An 18180-nucleotide genomic window follows, 5' to 3' on the forward strand; every position below is an offset into this window, starting at 1 on the left:
TGGCTCATCGCAAAAGCCCCTCCAGTTGTGGTCCGACCAGGGCCGCGTCGAGCACACCGATCTGCAGCGCGCCGTCGGTCAGCACGCCGCCGATGAAGGGCTGGGCCCCCTTGTTGACGGTGGCGGCAGGCGCGCGCAACTGGCCCGCGCCGTGGCGCACGATGCCGCGCACATCGGCCACCGGGAGCGCGAACTGCTGGCCGTCCCACTCGACGACGAGCAGGCGCGCAAAGGTGTGGCGCCCGCTCTCGGCGGCGGTGTCGTGCTCGTCGATGCCGAGCAGGGCGCCCAGCGTGATCGCCGGCAGCAGGCGCCCGCCGACGTTGACGATGCCAAGCAGGCCGCGCCCGCCGCGGTGCGGCAGCCGGTGGCTCGGCACCAGCGGCGCCACCGAGGCGCAGATCCCGGTCGGCAGCGCCAGCCACTCGCGCCCGATGCGGAACACCAGCGACGACATCTCCGACGGCGCGCGCGCCGGCGCCGGCTCGCGCAGGCGGCCAGCCCATTCTTCGCGGTACTGTTGGCTCACGGGACGCTGCAGGTTGCGCTGGGCGGCGGCGGAATACACTTCGCAGTTGCGGCAATGGACATGCCGCACCAGCTTGTCGCAGCTTTGGTCGCCGCTCACGCCGATCCGGTTCCAGCAGTCGACTATCGGCACCGCGCCCGCCACGGAGACCGGATTGGCGACGGGATCGGAGGCCGGATTGGAGGCCGGATTGGCGCCGGATTCATGCCTCATGCGCCCACCCCGCGGCCGGCGTGGCGCCGTTCGTAGACGCGCGCGGCGCGCTGGCGCAAGGTCGCCGCCTCGTCTGGGTTGCCATCCTGCGCGACCCGCAGCGACAGGTGGCACAGGGCGTCGTAGTGGTCGGGCTGCAGATAGACGCAGCGGCGCAGATGGCCCTCGGCCGCCGCCTGGTCGTGCGTGAACTCGCTCACCAGGGCCAGGATGAAATAGGCCTCGGCGGTGTCGGGGGCGCCCGCCAGCACCGCCTGGCAGGTGGCCGCGGCCGCCGCGAATGCGCCCTGGTCGGCCTGGGTGCGCGCGTCGGCGAGCATGGCGCGCACGTCCTGCGGCGCTGGCGCCGCCGGCGAAGCGGGAGGCCGCAAATCGGGACGTGGCGCCGCCGCAGGTGGTGCAAGCGGTGGCGCAAGCGGCGCCGGACGCGCAGCCGGCGGCCGGACGGGGCGCGCCTTGCGCGGCGGCTGCGCCCGCGCCGGCGCCGGCCCATCCACGCCCAGCTTGTGCAGCGCGAAGGCGCCGGGCTGGCGCAACGCCTCGAAACCATGCCGGCAAAAGGCGGGCACTTCGGCATAGCCGGCAAACAGCAGGCCGTCGTCGGCCAGCAGCGCGCCCAGCTTGGCGATCGCGGCGGCGACGGTCGCCTCGTCGAAGTAGATCAGCAGGTTGCGGCAAAAAATCACGTCGTAGCAGCGCGCGTTGGCCACGCTGTCGATCGTGAGCAAATTGCCTTCGGCGAAATTGATCCGCGCGCGCAGCGCCGCGTCGATCCGGTAGTCGGCGCCCTCGGCCACGAAATGGCGCTCGCGGAAGGCCAGGTCGTCGCCGCGGAAGGCGTTGCGCGTGTATAGGCCGTCGCGCGCGCGCGCCAGCGCCACCTTCGACAGGTCGACCGCGTCGATGCGGCAGGCACCCGGCGCCACGCCGGCGTCGGCCAGCGCCATCGCCAGCGAATACGGCTCCTCGCCGCCGGCGCATGGCAGCGACAAAACGCGCAGCGTGCGGGCCGGGCGCGCGGCCAGGCGCGCGCGCAGGAAATCGGTGGCGGCCACGAAGGCCTGGGCGTCGCGGAACATCCACGACTCGGGCACCACCACCAGTTCGATCAGCGCCTGCAGTTCGACCGGCGACATGCGGCGCAGGTATTCGTCGCGGCCGGCGATGTCGCGCTCGGCCATGCGCTGGCGCAGCGCGCGCTCGGCCTCTTCGTCGCTCAGATTGAGGCCGGTGGCCTGCAGCAGCAGGGCCTGCGCCTTCACGCGGCCACCGCCTGCGGCTGGAACAGCAGCGCGCGCGCCTCGGCCGTGAGCAACTGGGCCGGTTCGATCAGTTGCAGCATGCCGGCGGCGGTGCCTGCGACCTGCCCGAGGAAGGGCGCGGCGCGCACGCCGCAGTCGCCGAGGGCGGCGTCGGGCACGGTTTCGACGCCGGTCACGTGCTCGGCGAGCAGGCCAAGCAGGCGCAGCCCGCCGTCGACCGGGTAGTCGAACAAGATGATGCGCGAATCGAAGCACGGCTCGACCGGCGCGCCGCCGGCCAGGCGCGCCAGGTCGATCACCGGCACCGGCTGGCCGTGGAAGTCGAGCACCCCGGCCACGAAGGCCGGCGCCAGCGGCAGCCGTTTTAGCTGGGCCGCAGGCAGCACGCGCGACAACGCGGCCAGGCGCAGGCCGTAGCGTTCGGCGCCGATCAGGACGGTGAGCACCTTCATGCGGCGCGCTGCTCCTCGACCGCGAAGGTGGCCACGCTCGACTGCAGGTCGCTGGCCGCGTACTGGAGCTGGTGCACCGCCTCGCTGGTGGCCTTGAGCGACTCGACCGTCTGCTGGGTGGCGTCGTTTAGCTGCATCATGGTGTTGGAGATCTGCGAGGCGCCGACCGCCTGCGACTGCATCCCCCGCAGCACCAGGTCGAACTGGGGCGCGAGCTTTTGCACCTGGCCCATGACGGAGGTCAGTTGCTCGCCGACCTGGCGCACCTCGCCCACGCTGCGCCGGATCTCCTCGGAGAATTTGTCCATGCCCATCACGCTGGCCGAGACGGCCGACTGCATCTCTTTGAGCATCTGCTCGATGTCCCAGGTCGAGACCGAGGTCTGGTCGGCCAGGCGCCGGATCTCGGTGGCCACGACCGAGAAGCCGCGCCCGGCGTCGCCGGCCTTTTCGGCCTCGATGGCGGCGTTGAGCGAGAGGATGTTGGTCTGGTCGGCGACCTTGGTGATCGTGATCAGCACGCTGTTGATGTTGCTCGCCTTTTCCGACAGCGCGGCCAGCTTGGCGTTGATCGAGTCGGTCGCCGACACCATCTGCTGCATGGTCTGGTCCATGCGCTTGAGGTTGCCCTGGGCGTCGGCGGTGGCGGCGGTGGTGTAGTCGGCCACGGCGGTCGCCTCCTCCATGGTGCGCAGCAGTTGCGAGGTGTTGGCCGAGATCTCCTTGGTGGTCGAGAGGATCTCGATGCTGGTCTGAGCCTGGGCCACGCCGGTGGCCTCCTGCTGTTTGGACGAGGCGGCGATCTCGGTGGCCGAGGTGGTCACCTGGATGCCGGCCTTTTGCACATTGTTGAGCAGCTTGCGCAGGTTCTCGACCATCGTGCGCAGGCCGTCGCCGAGGCGGCCGACGGCGTCGCTGCCGCTGATCGTGACGTTGCCGGTCAGGTCGCCCGAGGCGGCCTTCGAGACGACGTCGAGCAGGGCGTCGACCTTGGCGCGCAGCAGGTTGGTGGCGGCGCGCTCGTTGGCCTGGCTGTCCTGCATGGCCTGGGCCATGCGGTTGAATTCGACGCTGACCTTGCCGAGCTCGTCGTTGCCGACCACGCCCGCGCGCGCCGCCTCGTTGCCGGCGGCGATCTGGCCGACCGCGGCCATGAGGTTGTTGAGTGGCGTCAGCAGCGCGCGCGCGAGCAGCAGCGCGACCACGCCGGCCAGGCCGATGCACAGCGCGCCGCCGAGCGTGAGCAGCAGCTGCATGCGCTCCTGCAGCGCGGTCGACTCCTCGAGGCGCTTGGCGAGCAGCCGGCTTTCCTCGGCGCTGACCTGGTCGACCAGCCTGCGCGCCTGGGAGACTGCGGCAAAGCCGGAGTTCAGTTCCGGGAAGGCGCCCGCCGGCGGCTGGCCCGCGCCCAGCGCGCGCCGCTTGGCCAGCAGTTTGGAGATGACGTCGTTGTTCCAGGCGTCGATCAAAACGCGCAGTTGTTCGAAGCGCGCCTGTTGTTGCGGGTTGTCGGCGGAGAGGGCGATCGCCTTGTCGAGGTGGAACCTCAGCGCGGCCTGCTCGTCGTTGTCGGGCGTCAGGAAGCGCTCCTCGCCGGTGAGCAGGAAGCCGCGCACCTCGTTCTGGATCTCGAGCATCGCGGTCTGGACCTGCTCGGTTTCGCGCAGCACCTCGAGGGTGTGGCGGTCCCATTTGTTGGCCACCGACAGGCGCTCGAAATTCAGATAGGCCAGGCCGAGCAGGAACAAGATGATGAAAATGATCGAGCCGAAGCCCAGGTAAAGCTTGTTCCTGATGGTCAGGTCTTTGAACATGTCGGCTCCGTTGCGCTGTTATCGACCGAATGTTAACATTTTGCCGGGCAACATGGGCGTTTCGCGCGGCGCGCGCGGCGATATTTATCGGCGCGGTGATTCGGGTTGCGGCCGCCGCTCGCATTGCCGCTTACGTGGCCGCCTACATGGCCGCCTACATGGCCGCTTGCGGACCATTGCCGAACTTGGCGCGCAGGCGCAGGCCGGGCCGCTCGACGGCGAGGTAGAGCAGGGCGCCGGCCGCCAGCGCCGCGCCGTTGTAAATACAAAAAACTGAGCAGGTTCGAGCCCACCAGCGCGGGCCGCCAGTTGGCGTCGATCCAGTGGTAGACCTGCTTGTGCGTGAGGTACAGGCTGAAGGCCATGGCGGCGATCGGCGCGGCGCCCGGCACGGTCACGCGGCCAATCCAGCCGTGGGGGCTGGTGGCGGCGGCCACGATCAGCGCGAGGCTGGCGGCGAGCAGGGGGAAGCCGAACACGCTGCCGGCAAAGCTTGGGAAGTCGATCCAGGTCGCGGCGGACACGCCGCCGAGGCCCGCCGCCAGCAACAGCGGCGCGCGCGCCATCGCCCACGTCCACCATGCGGGGCGGAAGCCCTTGACCAGCGCCAGCAGCACGCCCGCCAGCAGGGCGTCGAGGCGCGCGTAGGTCGGATTGTAGATGCCTTCGATCCAGAGCAGGACGAAATCGTTCTCGCCGCCGCGCGTGTGCACGAATGGCGCCAGCTCGTGCTGCCAGATCCAGGCGCGCAGCAGCATGCCGCCGGCGAGCAGCAAAATGGCCACTGCCGCGGCCAAGGCCGTGGCGATCCCGTCCCGCGGCTGGCGCGCCAGCAGCCAGACCACGGCTGGCAGCAGCAGGTAGAAATGCTCCTCCACGCACAGCGACCAGGCGTGGGAAAAGGCGCGCGCGTTGAAGTAGTCGGGGAACAGATTGGTCGTGAAAGTGAGGAACTGCCAAAGCGGCGCCATCGACGCGGCTTCGGCGCTGGCCGGCAGCGCGACATACAGGGCGAGCACGGCCAGGTAGGCGGGCAGCACGCGCAGGGCGCGGCCGGCGAAGAATTGGGCCCAGCGCGGCTCGGCGCCGAGGGTGTAGGGTTTGAGCAGCTGCCAGCCGATCAGGTAGCCGCTCAACACAAAAAACAGGTCGACTCCCATGTGCCCATGTGCCCATGGCGCACGAATGCCGGCAGCGCCACGCCGAAGCGGCCATCAAGGTGGTACAGCATGACGGCGCCGACCGCGAGCGCGCGCAACAGGTCGAGGCCTGGCAGGCGGTGTGTGGATTCCTGCACCGGATTGCACCTGTTAAGTTGGAATGAAGCGGGCAAGGATGCCGGCCGCGTCCCCCGGCGGGAAGCGCGGTGCGACGTATCGACGGCGGCGGCGATCAATGGCGAGCTGGTGCGGATAAGCCACCCATGGTACCCAAAGTTTCGTAACCGGGGTCTGACCCCACTTACGAAAGATTCCTTAAGTGGGGTCAGACCCCGGTTGCGAAACTATTGCTTTTGCTCCAACGCTATCACTCGATTGGCGCACGGATTTCCGAGTTATTTCGCAACCGGGGTCTGACCCCGGTTGCGAAAGATTCCTTAACCGGGGTCAGACCCCGGTTACAAAATGTTGCTCATGCTCTGGCGTTTTTTGGTGGCGCCGGCCGCCTGTCCGACCCTGCCGCAAGGCGACCCGCACCGGTGCGGGACGTAAAAAATCCCTTCCCGCGTCGCCGCCGGAAGGGATTTTTTTTCGTCGCGCCCGACGCGAAGCCGTTACTGCCCGCGCTTCTCGCGCGCCACAGCCGCGATCCGCATGCGCAGCGCGTTGAGCTTGATGAAGCCGCCCGCGTCGGCCTGGTTGTAGGCGCCGCCGTCCTCGTCGAAGGTGGCGATGTTCATGTCGAACAGCGAGTCCGTCTTCGAGTCGCGCGCGACGACGATCACATTGCCCTTGTAGAGCTTGACGCGAACCCAGCCGTTGACGCCGAGCTGCGTGTGGTCGATCAGGGTCTGCAGCGCGAAGCGCTCGGGCGCCCACCAGTAGCCGTTGTAGATCATCGAGGCGTAACGCGGCATCAGGTCGTCCTTGAGGTGCGCCACCTCGCGGTCGAGCGTGATCGATTCGATCGCGCGGTGGCCCTTGAGCATGATGGTGCCGCCCGGGGTCTCGTAGCAGCCGCGCGACTTCATGCCGACGTAGCGGTTCTCGACCAGGTCGAGGCGGCCGATGCCGTGCTTGCCGCCGACCCGGTTCAGTTCCGTCAGCACCGTGGCCGGCGACATGCGCACGCCGTTGATGGCCACGATGTCGCCCTTTTCGTATTCGAGGTCGAGGTATTCGGCCGCGTCCGGCGCCGCCTCCGGACTCACCGTCCAGCGCCACATCGATTCCTCGGCCTCGGCGCTCGGGTTTTCGAGGTGGCGGCCCTCGAAGCTGATGTGCAGCAGGTTGGCGTCCATCGAATACGGCGCGCCGCCGTTCTTGTGCTTCATGTCGATGTCGATGCCGGCGTCGGCCGCGTACTGCAGCAGCTTCTCGCGCGAGAGCAGGTCCCACTCGCGCCACGGCGCGATGATTTTCACGTCGGGCTTGAGCGCGTAGGCGCCCAGCTCGAAGCGGACCTGGTCGTTGCCCTTGCCGGTGGCGCCGTGCGAGATGGCGTCGGCGCCGGTCTCGCGCGTGATCTCGATCAGGCGCTTGGCGATCAGGGGGCGCGCGATCGAGGTGCCGAGCAGGTATTCGCCCTCGTAGACGGTGTTGGCGCGGAACATCGGGAACACGAAGTCGCGCACGAATTCCTCGCGCACGTCGTCGATGTAGATGTTCTCGGGCTTGATGCCGAACTTGATCGCCTTGGCGCGCGCGGGCTCGAGCTCCTCGCCCTGGCCCAGGTCGGCGGTGAAGGTGACGATCTCGCACTGGTAGTTGTCTTGCAGCCATTTCAGGATGACCGAGGTGTCCAGGCCGCCCGAATAGGCCAGCACTACTTTTTTAATATCGCTCATGGTGGTTCCGATTTCGTTGAATGGGGGGAGGGCGGAGGGAAGGCGCGGTTATTCGCCTTCGATCCGGCCCAATAACAGGTATTCGATCAGCGCCTTCTGCACGTGCAGGCGGTTTTCGGCCTCGTCCCAGACCACCGACTGCGGGCCGTCGATGACCTCGGCCGAGACCTCCTCGCCGCGGTGGGCGGGCAGGCAATGCATGAACAGCGCGTCCGGCGCGGCGCGCGCCATTTTTGACGCGTCGACGATGAAACCGTCGAAGGCGGCCAGGCGGGCCGCGTTCTCCTTCTCGTAGCCCATGCTGGTCCAGACGTCGGTGTTGACCAGGTGGGCGAGCGCGCACGCATCCGACGGGTCGTCGAAGAAGGTGTAGCGGTCGGTCGACACCAGCGCGTGGTCGATGTCGTAGCCTTTCGGGGTGGAGACGTTCAGGTGGAAGCCGAACACCTCGGCCGCCTGCAGCCAGGAGTACAGCATGTTGTTGGCGTCGCCGATCCAGGCCACGGTCTTGCCGGCGATCGAGCCGCGGTGCTCGACGTAGGTGAAGATGTCGGCGAGCACCTGGCACGGGTGGTGTTCGTTGGTCAGGCCGTTGATGACCGGCACCCGCGAATGGGCCGCGAAGCGCTCGATGATCTCCTGGCCGAAGGTGCGCACCATGATGATGTCGCACATGCGGCTCATGACCTGGCCGGCGTCCTCGACCGGTTCGCCCCGCCCGAGCTGGCTGTCGCGCGTGTTCAGGTAGATCGCCGCGCCGCCCAGCTGGTGCATGCCGGCCTCGAACGAGAGCCGGGTGCGGGTCGAGTTTTTTTCGAACACCATGACCAGGGTGCGGTCGATCAGGGGGTGGTAGATCTCGTAGTTCTTGAACTTGCGCTTGATGACCTTGGCGCGCGCGATCACGTAGTCGAATTCGGCCAGCGTGAAGTCGGAGAACTGCAGGAAGTGCTTGATCGGTTTTTTGTTAGACATGTTGCAACTTGGAGGAGTTGACCGCCGGCCGCATGGCGCTGGCGGGGGGTAAGCCCGGGGTTAAGCGCTTCAATTATAAGGGTTTTCCCTTTGGCATGTGAAAGGCGGCGGCGCGCCTTTCGTCGATCGTTTTAGTAGATCTGCCCCGGCGCGCCGTCGCCGTGCGCCGGCGCCGACACCGGCAGCTCGAGCGTGAACGTGGTGCCGTGCTCGGCGCTGCTGCTGACGCTGATCTGCCCGCCCAGCAGCGAGGTCACGATGTTGTAGCTGATCGACAGCCCGAGCCCGCTGCCGCCTTGGCCCAGCTTGGTCGTGAAGAACGGGTCGAAGATGCGCCCCAGGTTCTCGGGCGGGATGCCGCGCCCGTCGTCGCCGAACTCGACGATCACGCGGCCCTCGGCCGTCATGCCCGCCGCCAGCCGCATGTGCCCGACCTGGCCGGGGCCGAACGCGTGCAGCAGCGCGTTGTTGATGAAGTTGGTCGCGACCTGGCCGAACGGGCCCGGGTAGCTGTCCATCCCGACCGCCTCGTCGACCGCGAGCGCGATCTCGTGGCCGCTGGCGCGGATCCGGTTCATCATGGTCGCGACGATCTCGTGGCACACCTGGTGCAGGTTGAAATTGCGGCGCTGCTCGGTGGTGCGGTCGACCGCGACCTGCTTGAAGCTGTTGACCAGGTCGGCCGCGCTGGTGAGCCCGCGCATGACCAGCGTGGCCGCCGTCTGCGAGTCGGCCACGAAGCTGGCCAGCTCGGAGCGCCGGATGCCCTGCCCCTCGAGCTGGGTGGCCATCCGCGTGGCGCGCTCCTGCATGGTGCTGGCGATCAGCAGGCTGTTGCCGATCGGGGTGTTGAGTTCGTGCGCGACGCCGGCCATGAGCGAGCCGAGCGCGGCGAGCTTCTCCTGCGACACGAGCTGGGTCTGGGCGTCCTGCAGCTGGCGGTAGGCCTCGGCGTTGTCGAGCGCGATGGCGCCGTAGGCGCACAGGGTGCGGAAGATCATGCGCTCGTTGTCGTCGTAGGCGTGCGAGCTGGGCGCCCGCACCGTCATGGCGCCGATCGCGCGCTCGCCCACCGTCAGCGGCACGCTCAGCGCGCTGACCTGGTCGAGCGTGATGATCTCGCGCCGCTCGCGCAGGCAGCGCGCCGGGTCCGAGCCGGGGTCCTCGGGCGGGCGCGCGCCGGGCGCCAGCTCGCGTCCCAGTTCGACCCCGTAGGCCAGGCTCAGCCCGGCGGCCGAGTCGTCGCTGCGGTAGATGGCGAAGGTGGTGGCCGCGAGCAGGGCGTGGATGTGGCGCCCCAGCGCGTGGAACACGGCCTCGGCGTCGAGGTGGGCGGTGATCTCCTGGCCGATCGCCGAGAGCCGCTCGAGCGCGGCGCTGGTGCGCTGCAAGAGCTCGGCCCGGCGCGCCTCGGACTCGGCCAGCTCGCGGTGGTGGTGGCCCTCGTTGCGCGCGTGCTCGGTGCGGTGGTGCACCTGCATCGCGACGGCGCGGTTGGTGGCCTCCTGGTTGTGGATTTTTTCGCGCGCCGCGCCCGCCTGCAGCGCCACCTCGTAGGCGCGCGTGTAGTCGCCGGCGCTCGCGTGCTCGCGCGCCATCTCCTCGTACAGCTCGCCCGGCACGGTGTAGCCGTCGATGGTCGCGGCGACCTCGAGCGCGCGCTGCAGGTAGTGCAGCGCCGCGCTCAGCTGCGCCATGCCGGGCGGGCCGGGCAGCCGGTGGCGCGCGTGGATCATGGCCATCACGCGCAGCGCCGCGATCTGGTTGTGCGCGTTGCGCCGTTCGCTTGCCATGTCGGCGGCCGCGCGCGCCACCGCCAGCGCCTCGAACGCGCGGTTCAGGTGGTTCAGCGCGTGGGCCTGGCCGCGCCGCGCGATGCTGCGGAAGTCGGACTGGTCGAGCGCGTCGGCCCGCTCGAGCAGGCGCGTGAAGGCCTCGAGCGCGCCGTCGAAGTCGCCCTGGGCCAGCGACAGGTCGCCCAGGTATTGCAGCGCGATGGCGTAGCTGCGCGCGTTGGCGAGCGGCTTGAGGATGCCCAGCGCCTCCTGCAGCATGGCGTGCGCGGCGTCGAGCTGGCCGAGGCGGCGCAGGGTGTCGGCGGTGTGCATCAGGCAGGCGCCGATGCTGCGCGGCCAGCCGGTCGGGCGCGCCAGCTCGAGCGCGCGCTGCATCCATTCGAGCGCGGCGTGGTGGTCGTTGAGCAGGGTGAAGTCCTCGCCGATGTTGGTGGCTGCCGTGATGGCCGCGCGCAGTTGGCCGGTCTCGAGCGCGGCGCCGTAGCAGCGGATGTAGTAGCCGGCCGCCACGCCGTAGTCGGTCACGTCGCTGGCGGCGAGCCCGAGGAAGTCGTTGACCCAGGTCGCCAGCGCCGGGTGCATCGGCGCGCAGGCGCGCTCGAACTGCGCGCCCCAGCGCGCCACGGCCGCGTTGCGGTCGCGCAGCACGGCCCAGCGCGCGGTGGCGGCGTCGGCCAGCTCGGCGCGAAGGCCGTCGCCGGCCCCGCGGGCGGCCTCGGCGGCGCAGTGGAAGTGGGCGTCGCTGGCGGCGTGCTCGCCGCGGTCGATGCTGATCCAGGCCAGCAGCCAGCAGGCGTCGGCGCGCCCGCGCAGGTCGCCCAGGGCGGTGAAGCGCCCGAGGACCGCCCGCGCCTGCAGGCCGGCCGCCTCGAGCGCGCCGGCGAGCCATTCGGATTCGGCCTTGATCAGGGTCATGCGCGCCTCGGCGCCGGCGCGTTCGGGTTCGGGCAGGGCGGCGGCGGGCAGCAGGGCGAGCACCTCGTCGGCCAGCGCCAGCGCGCGCGCGCTGTCGCGCTGGCGCAGGTGCCAGGACAGCGGTATCAGCAGGGGCAAACGGTCGACGCCGCGCAGGGGTGCCAGCGACGCCTCGAGGCGCGCCACATCGTCACTGACCGCGAACATGTCCATCTGCCGGCGCTCCCCAGGATTTTTGAGCAATTGTATGCCCTTTTATGGGCAAGCTGCCAACACGATCGCGAAAAAATCAACAAAAGAACCGGCGCCGCAAACCGGCGCGGGGCCGGCGCCGGTGTCAGAGGCTAAGAGTTTTTCTGGCGTGATGAGCGGTCATGATCGAAAGACTCTCAGCCTCTCAGTACAGCGTCTGCGCCGATTCGTGCAGCAGCTGGCCGTACAGGGTGTGGCGGAAGCGCGCGATCTTGCCCTCGCCGAGCGCGGCGAGGATCGCGCATTGCGGTTCGATGAGGTGGCGGCAATTGTAGAACTTGCAGCCGCCGAGGTAGGGCCCGAACTCGCGGAAGGCGCGCTCGAGCATGCCTTCGCTGAGGTGGTACAGGCCGAACTCCTGGAAGCCGGGCGAATCGATGATCGAGCCGCCGAACGCGAGCTGGTACAGGCGCGTGAAGGTGGTGGTGTGCTTGCCGGTGTCGAGCGCGGCCGAGATTTCGCGCACGGCGATGTCGGCGTCGGGCACGAGCAGGTTGATCAGCGAGGACTTGCCCATGCCCGACTGCCCGATGAAGATCGAGGACTGGCCCTGCAGCAGCGGCATCAGGATCGCCACCGCGTGCCCGGGTTCGGCCCGCGCCGAGACCTCGTGCAGCGGGTAGCCGAGCGAGGTGTAGGTGAGCAGGCGCTCGCGCGCCTTGGCCAGCGAACCGGTGACGTCGGTCTTGTTGAGGATCAGGTGGGCGTCGATGCCGGCCGCCTCGGCCGCCACCAGCGAGCGCGAGATCAGGTCGTCGGCGAAGCCGGGCTCGGTCGCGACGACGATGAACAGGCGCGTCAGGTTGGCCGCGAGCAGCTTGGACTTGTACTGGTCGGAGCGGTACAGCAGCGTCTTGCGCTCGGCGGTCGACTCGATCACGGCCTGGTCGTCGGAGGTCTTGACGATGTTGACGATGTCGCCGACGGCGATGTTGGTTTTGCGCTGGCGCGTGACGCACTGCAGTTTCTGGCCCTCGGCCACGGCCACGTAGTGGCGCCCGTGGCCGGCGATGATGGTGCCGCTCAGTTTGCTCATGCGGCCGGCCGCCCCGCGTACAGCGCGTTGGCCCTGGCCGCGCAGATGAAGTCGTTTTGCGAGATGCCGTCCACGGAATGGGTCGAGAAACCGACCTCGCACTCTTTATAGGTGACCAGCAGGTCGGGGTGGTGGTCCTGCTCGTGCACCATGGCGGCGAGCAGGTTCACGAAGGCGATGGTCTCGTGGTAGTCGCGCAGCGCGAAGGCGCGCACGATCTTGCCGTCGGTGTGGGTCCAGCCGGGCACCTCGGCCAGCAGGGCGGTGATGGCGTCGGCCGGAAGGGCCGTCGCGGCACGGGTGCAGTGTTGGTCGAGCAGGGTCATGGGGCCGCCGTGGTGAGGTGTGCGATCCGGACCGAGGCCGGAGGATGGGAGTCGTAGAAGGTGGAGTGGAGCGGGTCCGGCGTCAGGGTCAAGGCGTTGTCTTCGTACATTTTGACCAGCGCCGAGACCAGGTCGCGCGCGTCGGTGTGGGTGGCGGCGAAGGCGTCGGCCTCGAACTCGTGCTTGCGCGAGCTGATCGAGGTCAGTGGCGAGAGCACGAAGGTGAACACCGGCAGCACCAGCATGAACAGCAGCAGGGCCATGGCGTCGGTGCCGTGGCCGTGCACCGGGTCGACCCCGAGGCCGAGGTAGAACCAGTCCTGCGCCTTGAGGTAGCCGAGCAGCGCCAAAAAGCCGAGCGAGACGGCGAACATGACGGCGATGCGCTTGACGATGTGCTTGAGCTTGAAGTGGCCCAGCTCGTGCGCCAGCACCGCCTCGATTTCCTCGGGGGCGAGGCGGGCCAGCAGGGTGTCGAAGAAGACGATGCGCTTGTTGGCGCCAAAGCCCGAGAAATAGGCGTTGCCGTGGGCGCTGCGCTTGGAGCCGTCCATCACGAACAGGCCCTTGGAGGAGAAGCCGACGCGCTCCATGAGCCCCTCGATGCGGCTCTTGAGGGAGGCGTCGTCGAGCGGCGTGAACTTGTTGAAGAGCGGCGCGATCAGGGTCGGGTAGACCACCATCATGAGCAGCTGGAAGCCGCTCCAGAACAGCCAGGCGTAGAACCACCACAGCGGGCCGGTCTTGTCCATGAGCGTGAGCACCACCCAGATCAGGGGCAGGCCGATGGCCGCGCCCAGCAGGGCGCCCTTGAGCATGTCGGCCAGCCACAGCTTGATGGTCATCTTGTTGAAACCGAAGCGCTGCTCGAGCACGAACTGGCGATGGTATTCGAACGGCAGGTCGAGCGCGGCGGAGGCGAGCGCGAACGCCACCAGCAGGGCGAGCTGGTGCCACATGCCGGGCCCGGTTTGCGCGAGCACGGCGCCGGACAGCCATTGCAGGCCGCCCAGCAGGGTGAAGCCGATCAGCAGGGCGCTGTTGAAGAGCAGGGAGGCGATGCCGAATTTGGTCTTGGCGACGGTGTAGTCGGCCGCCTTCTGGTGCGCCCCGAGCGCGATGCTGGACGCGAATTCGGCCGGCACGGCGGCGCGGTGCGCCAACACGTGCCGGATCTGGCGGTTGGCGAGCCAGAACCGCAGGCCCAGCGTCAAAATGAAGAAAGTAACGAACAAAACCGAAAACGCGAGTGAATACATTCTGTGCCTGTGAGAAAATGCAGGATTGATTAGGCTAAGAGAGAATTATGTCACAAGCGACCGAAATGGCAGCACCGGCAGTCCCGGTCCGCCCAAATGAATTCAACCTGGTGTGGTGCGACATGGAGATGACCGGGCTCGACCCCGACACCGACCTGATCATCGAGGTGGCCGTCGTCGTCACCGACATGCACCTCAATATCATCGCCGAGGGCCCCGTGTTCGCGATCCACCAGTCGGACGAGGCGCTCGACAAAATGGATGCGTGGAACAAGGGCACGCACGGGCGCAGCGGCCTGATCGAGCGGGTCAAGGCATCGACCGTGACGGAGGCGCAGGCCGAAGCCGAGCTGATCGCCTTCCTCAAGCAGTACGTGCCGGCCGGCAAATCGCCGATGTGCGGCAACACGATCTGCCAGGACCGCCGGTTCATGGTGCGCGGCATGCCCAAGCTCGAGGCGTTCTTCCATTACCGCAACCTCGACGTGTCCACGCTCAAGGAACTGTGCAAGCGCTGGAAGCCCGAGATCGTGTCCGGCTTCAAGAAGCACCAGAAGCACACGGCGCTGGCCGACATCCTCGAATCGGTGGCCGAGCTGGCCTATTACCGCGAGCATTTCATCAAGCTGTGATGCCCCGGCGCCGGGTCGCCCTTCGCCCCGGCGCGGAAATTGTCCCCGTATGATCTAATTGCCTTCCTTTAATTTTTGACTGCGGTGCGCGGGATGGAGAACGACCACATCGGATGGCTGGGCAGGCTCTTGCCGCCCACGAACACCGCGGGCGCTCTCGAGCGCGTGCGCGCGGGCGTGGGCGCCCTGTTCGGGCTGGCGCTGACGGCCATGCTGACCGTGATGCTGCTCGGCGAGAGCGCCGCGGCGCCGTTCCTGGTGGCGCCGATGGGCGCGTCGGCCGTGTTGCTGTTTTGCCTGCCCGCCAGCCCGCTGGCCCAGCCCTGGTCCGTGATCGGCGGCAACACCATCTCGGCGCTGGTCGGCATCGCCTGCGCCCAATCGATCGCCGCGCCGATGGCGGCCGCGCCGCTCGCCTGCTGCCTGGCGATCGGCGCCATGTTCTCGCTGCGCTGCCTGCATCCGCCGGGCGGGGCGGTCGCGCTGACGGTGGTGCTGGCCGGCCCCGCCGTGCACGACGCCGGCTTCGGTTTCGCCGTGTTTCCAATCGGCCTCAACGCCGTGCTGATGGTGCTGGCGGCGTTGTTGTTCAACAACCTGACCGGGCGCCGCTATCCCCATCCGCAGCAATCGGTGATGCAAAATGTGCATGAAACCAAGGATGTCGTCGCGACCGCGCGCGTCGGCTTCAGTTCCGAAGACCTCGACGTGGTGCTCAAGCGCTACGGCCAGGTGCTCGACGTCAGCCGCGGCGACCTCGAGGACATCATCCTCGAGACCGAGATGCAGGCCTACGGGCGGCGCTTCGGCGTCATCAGGTGCGCCGACATCATGTCGCGCGACGTGGTCACGCTCGACTTCGCGACCGAGCTCGACGAGGCCTGGCGGCTGCTGCGCCTGCACAAGGTGGGCACCTTGCCGGTGCTGAACCGGGCGCGGCGCCTGATCGGGATCGTCTCGGTCGTCGATTTCCTCAAACGCATCGACGTCGGCGCCTACGCCGCGCTCGGGGCCGGCATGCGCCGCCTGCTCAGCCGCACCCCCTTCGTGCACTCGGAAAAACCCGAAGTCGTCGGCCAGATCATGACCGAGCGGGTGCACACCGTGCGCGACGACACCCCGATCGTCGAACTGGTGCCGCTGATGGCCAATCTGGGCGTGCACCAGATTCCCGTGGTCGACGCCGAAGACCGCTTCGTCGGGATCATCACCCAATCGGACCTCATCGGCGCACTCTACGAGAGCCGGCTCAGCGAGGCCCCTGTGTTGGCTGGCGCACGGTAAGGCGGGGCGCTTGCGCGTATCATGGTCCCGGTGATGTCGAACGGCATTGCCCCACACACGAGGAGAACCACCATGACGAACGACACCAAAGATACCCAGCAAAAAGGTCCCCAGCCGCAAGGTCCGCAAAAGGGCGACCTGAACGCGAACGAACAGAAGGCGCATGAAGACGAGGTCGCTGGTCGCCACCAGAACGATGGCCAGAAGGGGCACGAAGGCGCGAACAAGGGACCGCACCGTAATTGATTGGGTTAATTTCTGTCGCGGCCCGGTTTAGCGCGCGGCCCGACCGGGCGCGCCCTGACTGCGGCCCGACCGTGCGCGGCCCGACCGTTCGCGGCCCGACCGTTCGCGGCCCGACCGTTCGCGGCCCGACCGTTCGCGGCCCGACCGTTCGCGGCCCGACCGACCCCACCGCAGGCGGGACCGGTGTTAGTGCTTACTCGGCGGCGGCGTCGGCGCCGCAGCACTTCTTGAATTTTTTGCCACTGCCGCAAGGGCAGTCGTCGTTGCGGCCCACTTTTGGCTCGTCGCGCTTGATCGTCTGCACCGCCGGCTTGCGCAGCGGCACCCAGAAGCGGTAGATCGCCGGCAGGTTCGCCTCGATCTCCACGGCCAGCTTGTGGCCCTTGACCGGGTTGTCGACCAGCGTCATTTCGGCTTCCTCGATCTCGTCGGCGCCCAGCAGGTAGATCGGGCGCATCAGCGGCGCGAGCTCCGAGTCCCAGATCGGCTGCCACGAACCAGGGCGCAACTCCATGCCCTCCCAGAAACCCCAGCACCACGCCTCGGCGTCGATCAGCATCTCGCCGTCCTGCTCGTGTTCGCAGAACAGGGGCTCGAATTCCTTCGGCGCCACTTCGAACGTGACCAGCACCTCGTTCATGAAACGCATGATCAGGTTGATGATCTGTTCGGACTCCTTGGCGTTCTTCCATTTGGGCGCGCAGCCTTCCTCGTCGCCCCAGACCTTCGGCAACCATTCGGCCGGCATGATGGTCTCGGGGCCCATCGCGATCGCGGTCAGGTAGCCGTGCAGGGTGTCCATCGTCATCGCATCGTCGGGGCTGCGCTCCGACAGGAGGAATTGGTCGAGGTCGTTGAATTCTTTTTCTGACAGGGGCTGATCGAGTTGCATGGCGTGCTTTAAAGGGAGGGAAGGCGCTAGTTTAACCCGCGCGGGGGAACGGCGCGCGAAACTTGTGCTCCCCGATTACAATGGGTGCATGAATATCGCCCCCCCCGAGCACGAACCAGCACCGGCAGCGCCGCCGCCCCACCCGTTCGCCGCGCTGGGCCCCGACCGCGTGCTCGACGCGCTCGACAGCGTTGGGCTGCGCGGCGACGGCCGCCTGCTCGCGCTCAACAGCTACGAAAACCGCGTCTACCAGGTCGGCATGGAGGACGGGCCGCCGGTGGTGGTCAAGTTTTACCGGCCAGAACGCTGGAGCGGCGCCGCGATCCTCGAGGAGCATGCCTTCGTCGAGGAGCTGACCGAGCGCGAGGTGCCGGTGGTGCCCGCGCTCACGCTCGGCGGCGCCACCCTGCACGGCTTCGACGGCTTCAAGTTCGCCGTGTTCCCGCGCCGCGGCGGGCGCGCGCCCGAGCTCCAGGACCCGAAGACGCTCGAGTGGGTCGGGCGTTTCATCGGCCGCATCCACGCCGTCGGCGCGCTCAAAGGGTATGCCGAGCGCCCGGCGCTGACGCCGCAGTCGTTCGGCCACGCGTCGCGCGACTACCTGCTGGCCAACGATTTCATCCCGCGCGAATTGCTGCCGGCCTACACCAGCGTGGTCGAGCAGGCCCTGGCCGGGGTCGACCATTGCTACGCGCGGGCCGGCGCGACGGCGCAGCTGCGCCTGCACGGCGATTGCCACGCGGGCAATGTGCTGTGGACCCCGGACGGCCCCCATTTCGTCGACTTCGACGACAGCCGCACCGGGCCCGCCGTGCAAGACCTGTGGATGCTGCTGTCGGGCGAGCGGCCCGACATGGTGCGCCAGATGGGCGACATTCTGGCCGGCTACGAGGACTTTTCCGACTTCGATCCGCGCCAGCTCTACTTGGTCGAGGCGCTGCGCACGCTGCGCCTGATCCATTATTCGGCCTGGCTGGCGCGGCGCTGGGACGATCCGGCGTTTCCGGCGGCCTTTCCGTGGTTTAACACCCAACGTTACTGGCAGGACCGTATCCTCGAGCTGCGCGAACAGGTCGCGCTCATGGACGAACCACCGCTGTGGCCCGCGTAGCGGGGAATTGGCGCGGCAAAGCCACGCCCCCGCGCAGCGAATCGGCCATGCGGGGCCGATTTTCCCATGGTCCCTTTGCCAAGATGTAAGTTTCGAAATATTCCCCATTCGCCCCGGGCAAACCAAGAAGTCAGTTTTGAACGCTTCCCCAGTCGCCCCGGCCAAACGGTCGATTTGAC

The 18180-nt window shown here is 68.1% G+C and carries 17 protein-coding genes; 4 read left to right on the plus strand and 13 right to left on the minus strand.

Annotation, left to right across the window (positions count from 1 at the left end; all coding sequences use genetic code 11):
- Nucleotides 1–4 precede the first annotated feature (4 nt).
- The 12 genes from C7C56_RS22690 to C7C56_RS22740 form a co-directional block, all read right to left on the minus strand.
- Nucleotides 5–742 (minus strand): chemotaxis protein CheW, encoded by a 738-nt coding sequence (locus C7C56_RS22690; protein WP_106759635.1) that lies wholly within the window; start codon nt 740–742, stop codon nt 5–7.
- Complete coding sequence (locus C7C56_RS22695; RefSeq protein ID WP_229458937.1) at nt 739–2004, minus strand: CheR family methyltransferase; 1266 nt, start codon at nt 2002–2004, stop codon at nt 739–741. The genes C7C56_RS22690 and C7C56_RS22695 overlap by 4 nt, the downstream gene beginning before the upstream one ends.
- Nucleotides 2001–2456, minus strand: a complete 456-nt coding sequence (locus C7C56_RS22700; RefSeq protein ID WP_106759636.1) for a chemotaxis protein CheW — start codon at nt 2454–2456, stop codon at nt 2001–2003. Before C7C56_RS22700 ends, C7C56_RS22695 begins: the two co-directional genes overlap by 4 nt.
- Nucleotides 2453–4270, minus strand: a complete 1818-nt coding sequence (locus C7C56_RS22705; RefSeq protein ID WP_106759637.1) for a methyl-accepting chemotaxis protein — start codon at nt 4268–4270, stop codon at nt 2453–2455. Before C7C56_RS22705 ends, C7C56_RS22700 begins: the two co-directional genes overlap by 4 nt.
- 32 nt (nt 4271–4302) lie before the next feature.
- Nucleotides 4303–5430: an acyltransferase family protein gene (locus tag C7C56_RS22710; protein WP_219933210.1), complete on the minus strand. Its 1128-nt coding sequence runs from the start codon at nt 5428–5430 to the stop codon at nt 4303–4305.
- Nucleotides 5403–5567 carry a hypothetical protein gene (locus tag C7C56_RS29445; protein ID WP_219933211.1) on the minus strand — a complete coding sequence of 55 codons (165 nt, stop codon included), beginning with the start codon at nt 5565–5567 and terminating at the stop codon, nt 5403–5405. The genes C7C56_RS22710 and C7C56_RS29445 overlap by 28 nt, the downstream gene beginning before the upstream one ends.
- Before the next feature lie 477 nt (nt 5568–6044).
- On the minus strand, nt 6045–7277 hold the full coding sequence (locus tag C7C56_RS22715; RefSeq protein ID WP_106759638.1) for an argininosuccinate synthase: 1233 nt from the start codon (nt 7275–7277) through the stop codon (nt 6045–6047).
- Between the two features lie 48 nt (nt 7278–7325).
- Nucleotides 7326–8252, minus strand: coding sequence for an ornithine carbamoyltransferase (gene argF / locus C7C56_RS22720; RefSeq protein WP_106759639.1), 927 nt, complete (start codon nt 8250–8252; stop codon nt 7326–7328).
- 131 nt (nt 8253–8383) lie between these two features.
- Nucleotides 8384–11170, minus strand: coding sequence for a tetratricopeptide repeat-containing sensor histidine kinase (locus C7C56_RS22725; RefSeq protein WP_229458938.1), 2787 nt, complete (start codon nt 11168–11170; stop codon nt 8384–8386).
- 190 nt (nt 11171–11360) lie between these two features.
- Complete coding sequence (rsgA, locus tag C7C56_RS22730; RefSeq protein WP_106759641.1) at nt 11361–12251, minus strand: ribosome small subunit-dependent GTPase A; 891 nt, start codon at nt 12249–12251, stop codon at nt 11361–11363.
- Entirely contained in the window at nt 12248–12577 is a 330-nt protein-coding gene (locus tag C7C56_RS22735; protein ID WP_106759642.1) for a 4a-hydroxytetrahydrobiopterin dehydratase, read from the minus strand. Before C7C56_RS22735 ends, rsgA begins: the two co-directional genes overlap by 4 nt.
- Nucleotides 12574–13836, minus strand: a complete 1263-nt coding sequence (locus C7C56_RS22740; protein WP_106759643.1) for a M48 family metallopeptidase — start codon at nt 13834–13836, stop codon at nt 12574–12576. Before C7C56_RS22740 ends, C7C56_RS22735 begins: the two co-directional genes overlap by 4 nt.
- A gap of 47 nt (nt 13837–13883) precedes the next feature.
- On the opposite strand from C7C56_RS22740, the gene orn reads away from it, so the two are divergent.
- The 3 genes from orn to C7C56_RS29080 all read left to right on the plus strand — a co-directional run bounded on the left by orn (nt 13884) and on the right by C7C56_RS29080 (nt 15998).
- Nucleotides 13884–14468, plus strand: a complete 585-nt coding sequence (gene orn, locus C7C56_RS22745; protein ID WP_106759644.1) for an oligoribonuclease — start codon at nt 13884–13886, stop codon at nt 14466–14468.
- A gap of 93 nt (nt 14469–14561) precedes the next feature.
- Nucleotides 14562–15752, plus strand: a complete 1191-nt coding sequence (locus C7C56_RS22750) for an HPP family protein (protein ID WP_106759645.1) — start codon at nt 14562–14564, stop codon at nt 15750–15752.
- Nucleotides 15753–15824: 72 nt separating this feature from the next.
- Nucleotides 15825–15998 carry a hypothetical protein gene (locus C7C56_RS29080; RefSeq protein WP_181373310.1) on the plus strand — a complete coding sequence of 58 codons (174 nt, stop codon included), beginning with the start codon at nt 15825–15827 and terminating at the stop codon, nt 15996–15998.
- A 193-nt stretch (nt 15999–16191) separates the two neighbouring features.
- On the opposite strand, the gene C7C56_RS22755 is transcribed toward C7C56_RS29080, so the two are convergent.
- The gene (locus C7C56_RS22755; RefSeq protein ID WP_106759646.1) at nt 16192–16890 is read right to left on the minus strand and encodes a UPF0149 family protein; all 699 of its coding nucleotides are present in this window, start codon (nt 16888–16890) and stop codon (nt 16192–16194) included.
- Between the two features lie 88 nt (nt 16891–16978).
- On the opposite strand from C7C56_RS22755, the gene C7C56_RS22760 reads away from it, so the two are divergent.
- Nucleotides 16979–18001 (plus strand): serine/threonine protein kinase, encoded by a 1023-nt coding sequence (locus tag C7C56_RS22760; RefSeq protein WP_106759647.1) that lies wholly within the window; start codon nt 16979–16981, stop codon nt 17999–18001.
- The last annotated feature ends 179 nt before the right edge of the window (nt 18002–18180 follow it).

The organism is Massilia glaciei (genome assembly GCF_003011895.2).
GTDB lineage: Bacteria > Pseudomonadota > Gammaproteobacteria > Burkholderiales > Burkholderiaceae_D > Telluria_A > Telluria_A glaciei.

Coding starts and splice junctions, on each gene's coding strand:
- C7C56_RS22690 (WP_106759635.1), bottom strand. CDS start 742: ATGAGGCATGAATCCGGCGCCAATCCGGCCTCCAATCCGGCCTCCGAT.
- C7C56_RS22700 (WP_106759636.1), bottom strand. CDS start 2,456: ATGAAGGTGCTCACCGTCCTGATCGGCGCCGAACGCTACGGCCTGCGC.
- C7C56_RS22705 (WP_106759637.1), bottom strand. CDS start 4,270: ATGTTCAAAGACCTGACCATCAGGAACAAGCTTTACCTGGGCTTCGGC.
- C7C56_RS22710 (WP_219933210.1), bottom strand. CDS start 5,430: ATGGGAGTCGACCTGTTTTTTGTGTTGAGCGGCTACCTGATCGGCTGG.
- C7C56_RS22715 (WP_106759638.1), bottom strand. CDS start 7,277: ATGAGCGATATTAAAAAAGTAGTGCTGGCCTATTCGGGCGGCCTGGAC.
- argF (WP_106759639.1), bottom strand. CDS start 8,252: ATGTCTAACAAAAAACCGATCAAGCACTTCCTGCAGTTCTCCGACTTC.
- C7C56_RS22725 (WP_229458938.1), bottom strand. CDS start 11,170: ATGTTCGCGGTCAGTGACGATGTGGCGCGCCTCGAGGCGTCGCTGGCA.
- rsgA (WP_106759641.1), bottom strand. CDS start 12,251: ATGAGCAAACTGAGCGGCACCATCATCGCCGGCCACGGGCGCCACTAC.
- C7C56_RS22735 (WP_106759642.1), bottom strand. CDS start 12,577: ATGACCCTGCTCGACCAACACTGCACCCGTGCCGCGACGGCCCTTCCG.
- C7C56_RS22740 (WP_106759643.1), bottom strand. CDS start 13,836: ATGTATTCACTCGCGTTTTCGGTTTTGTTCGTTACTTTCTTCATTTTG.
- orn (WP_106759644.1), top strand. CDS start 13,884: ATGTCACAAGCGACCGAAATGGCAGCACCGGCAGTCCCGGTCCGCCCA.
- C7C56_RS22750 (WP_106759645.1), top strand. CDS start 14,562: ATGGAGAACGACCACATCGGATGGCTGGGCAGGCTCTTGCCGCCCACG.
- C7C56_RS29080 (WP_181373310.1), top strand. CDS start 15,825: ATGACGAACGACACCAAAGATACCCAGCAAAAAGGTCCCCAGCCGCAA.
- C7C56_RS22755 (WP_106759646.1), bottom strand. CDS start 16,890: ATGCAACTCGATCAGCCCCTGTCAGAAAAAGAATTCAACGACCTCGAC.
- C7C56_RS22760 (WP_106759647.1), top strand. CDS start 16,979: ATGAATATCGCCCCCCCCGAGCACGAACCAGCACCGGCAGCGCCGCCG.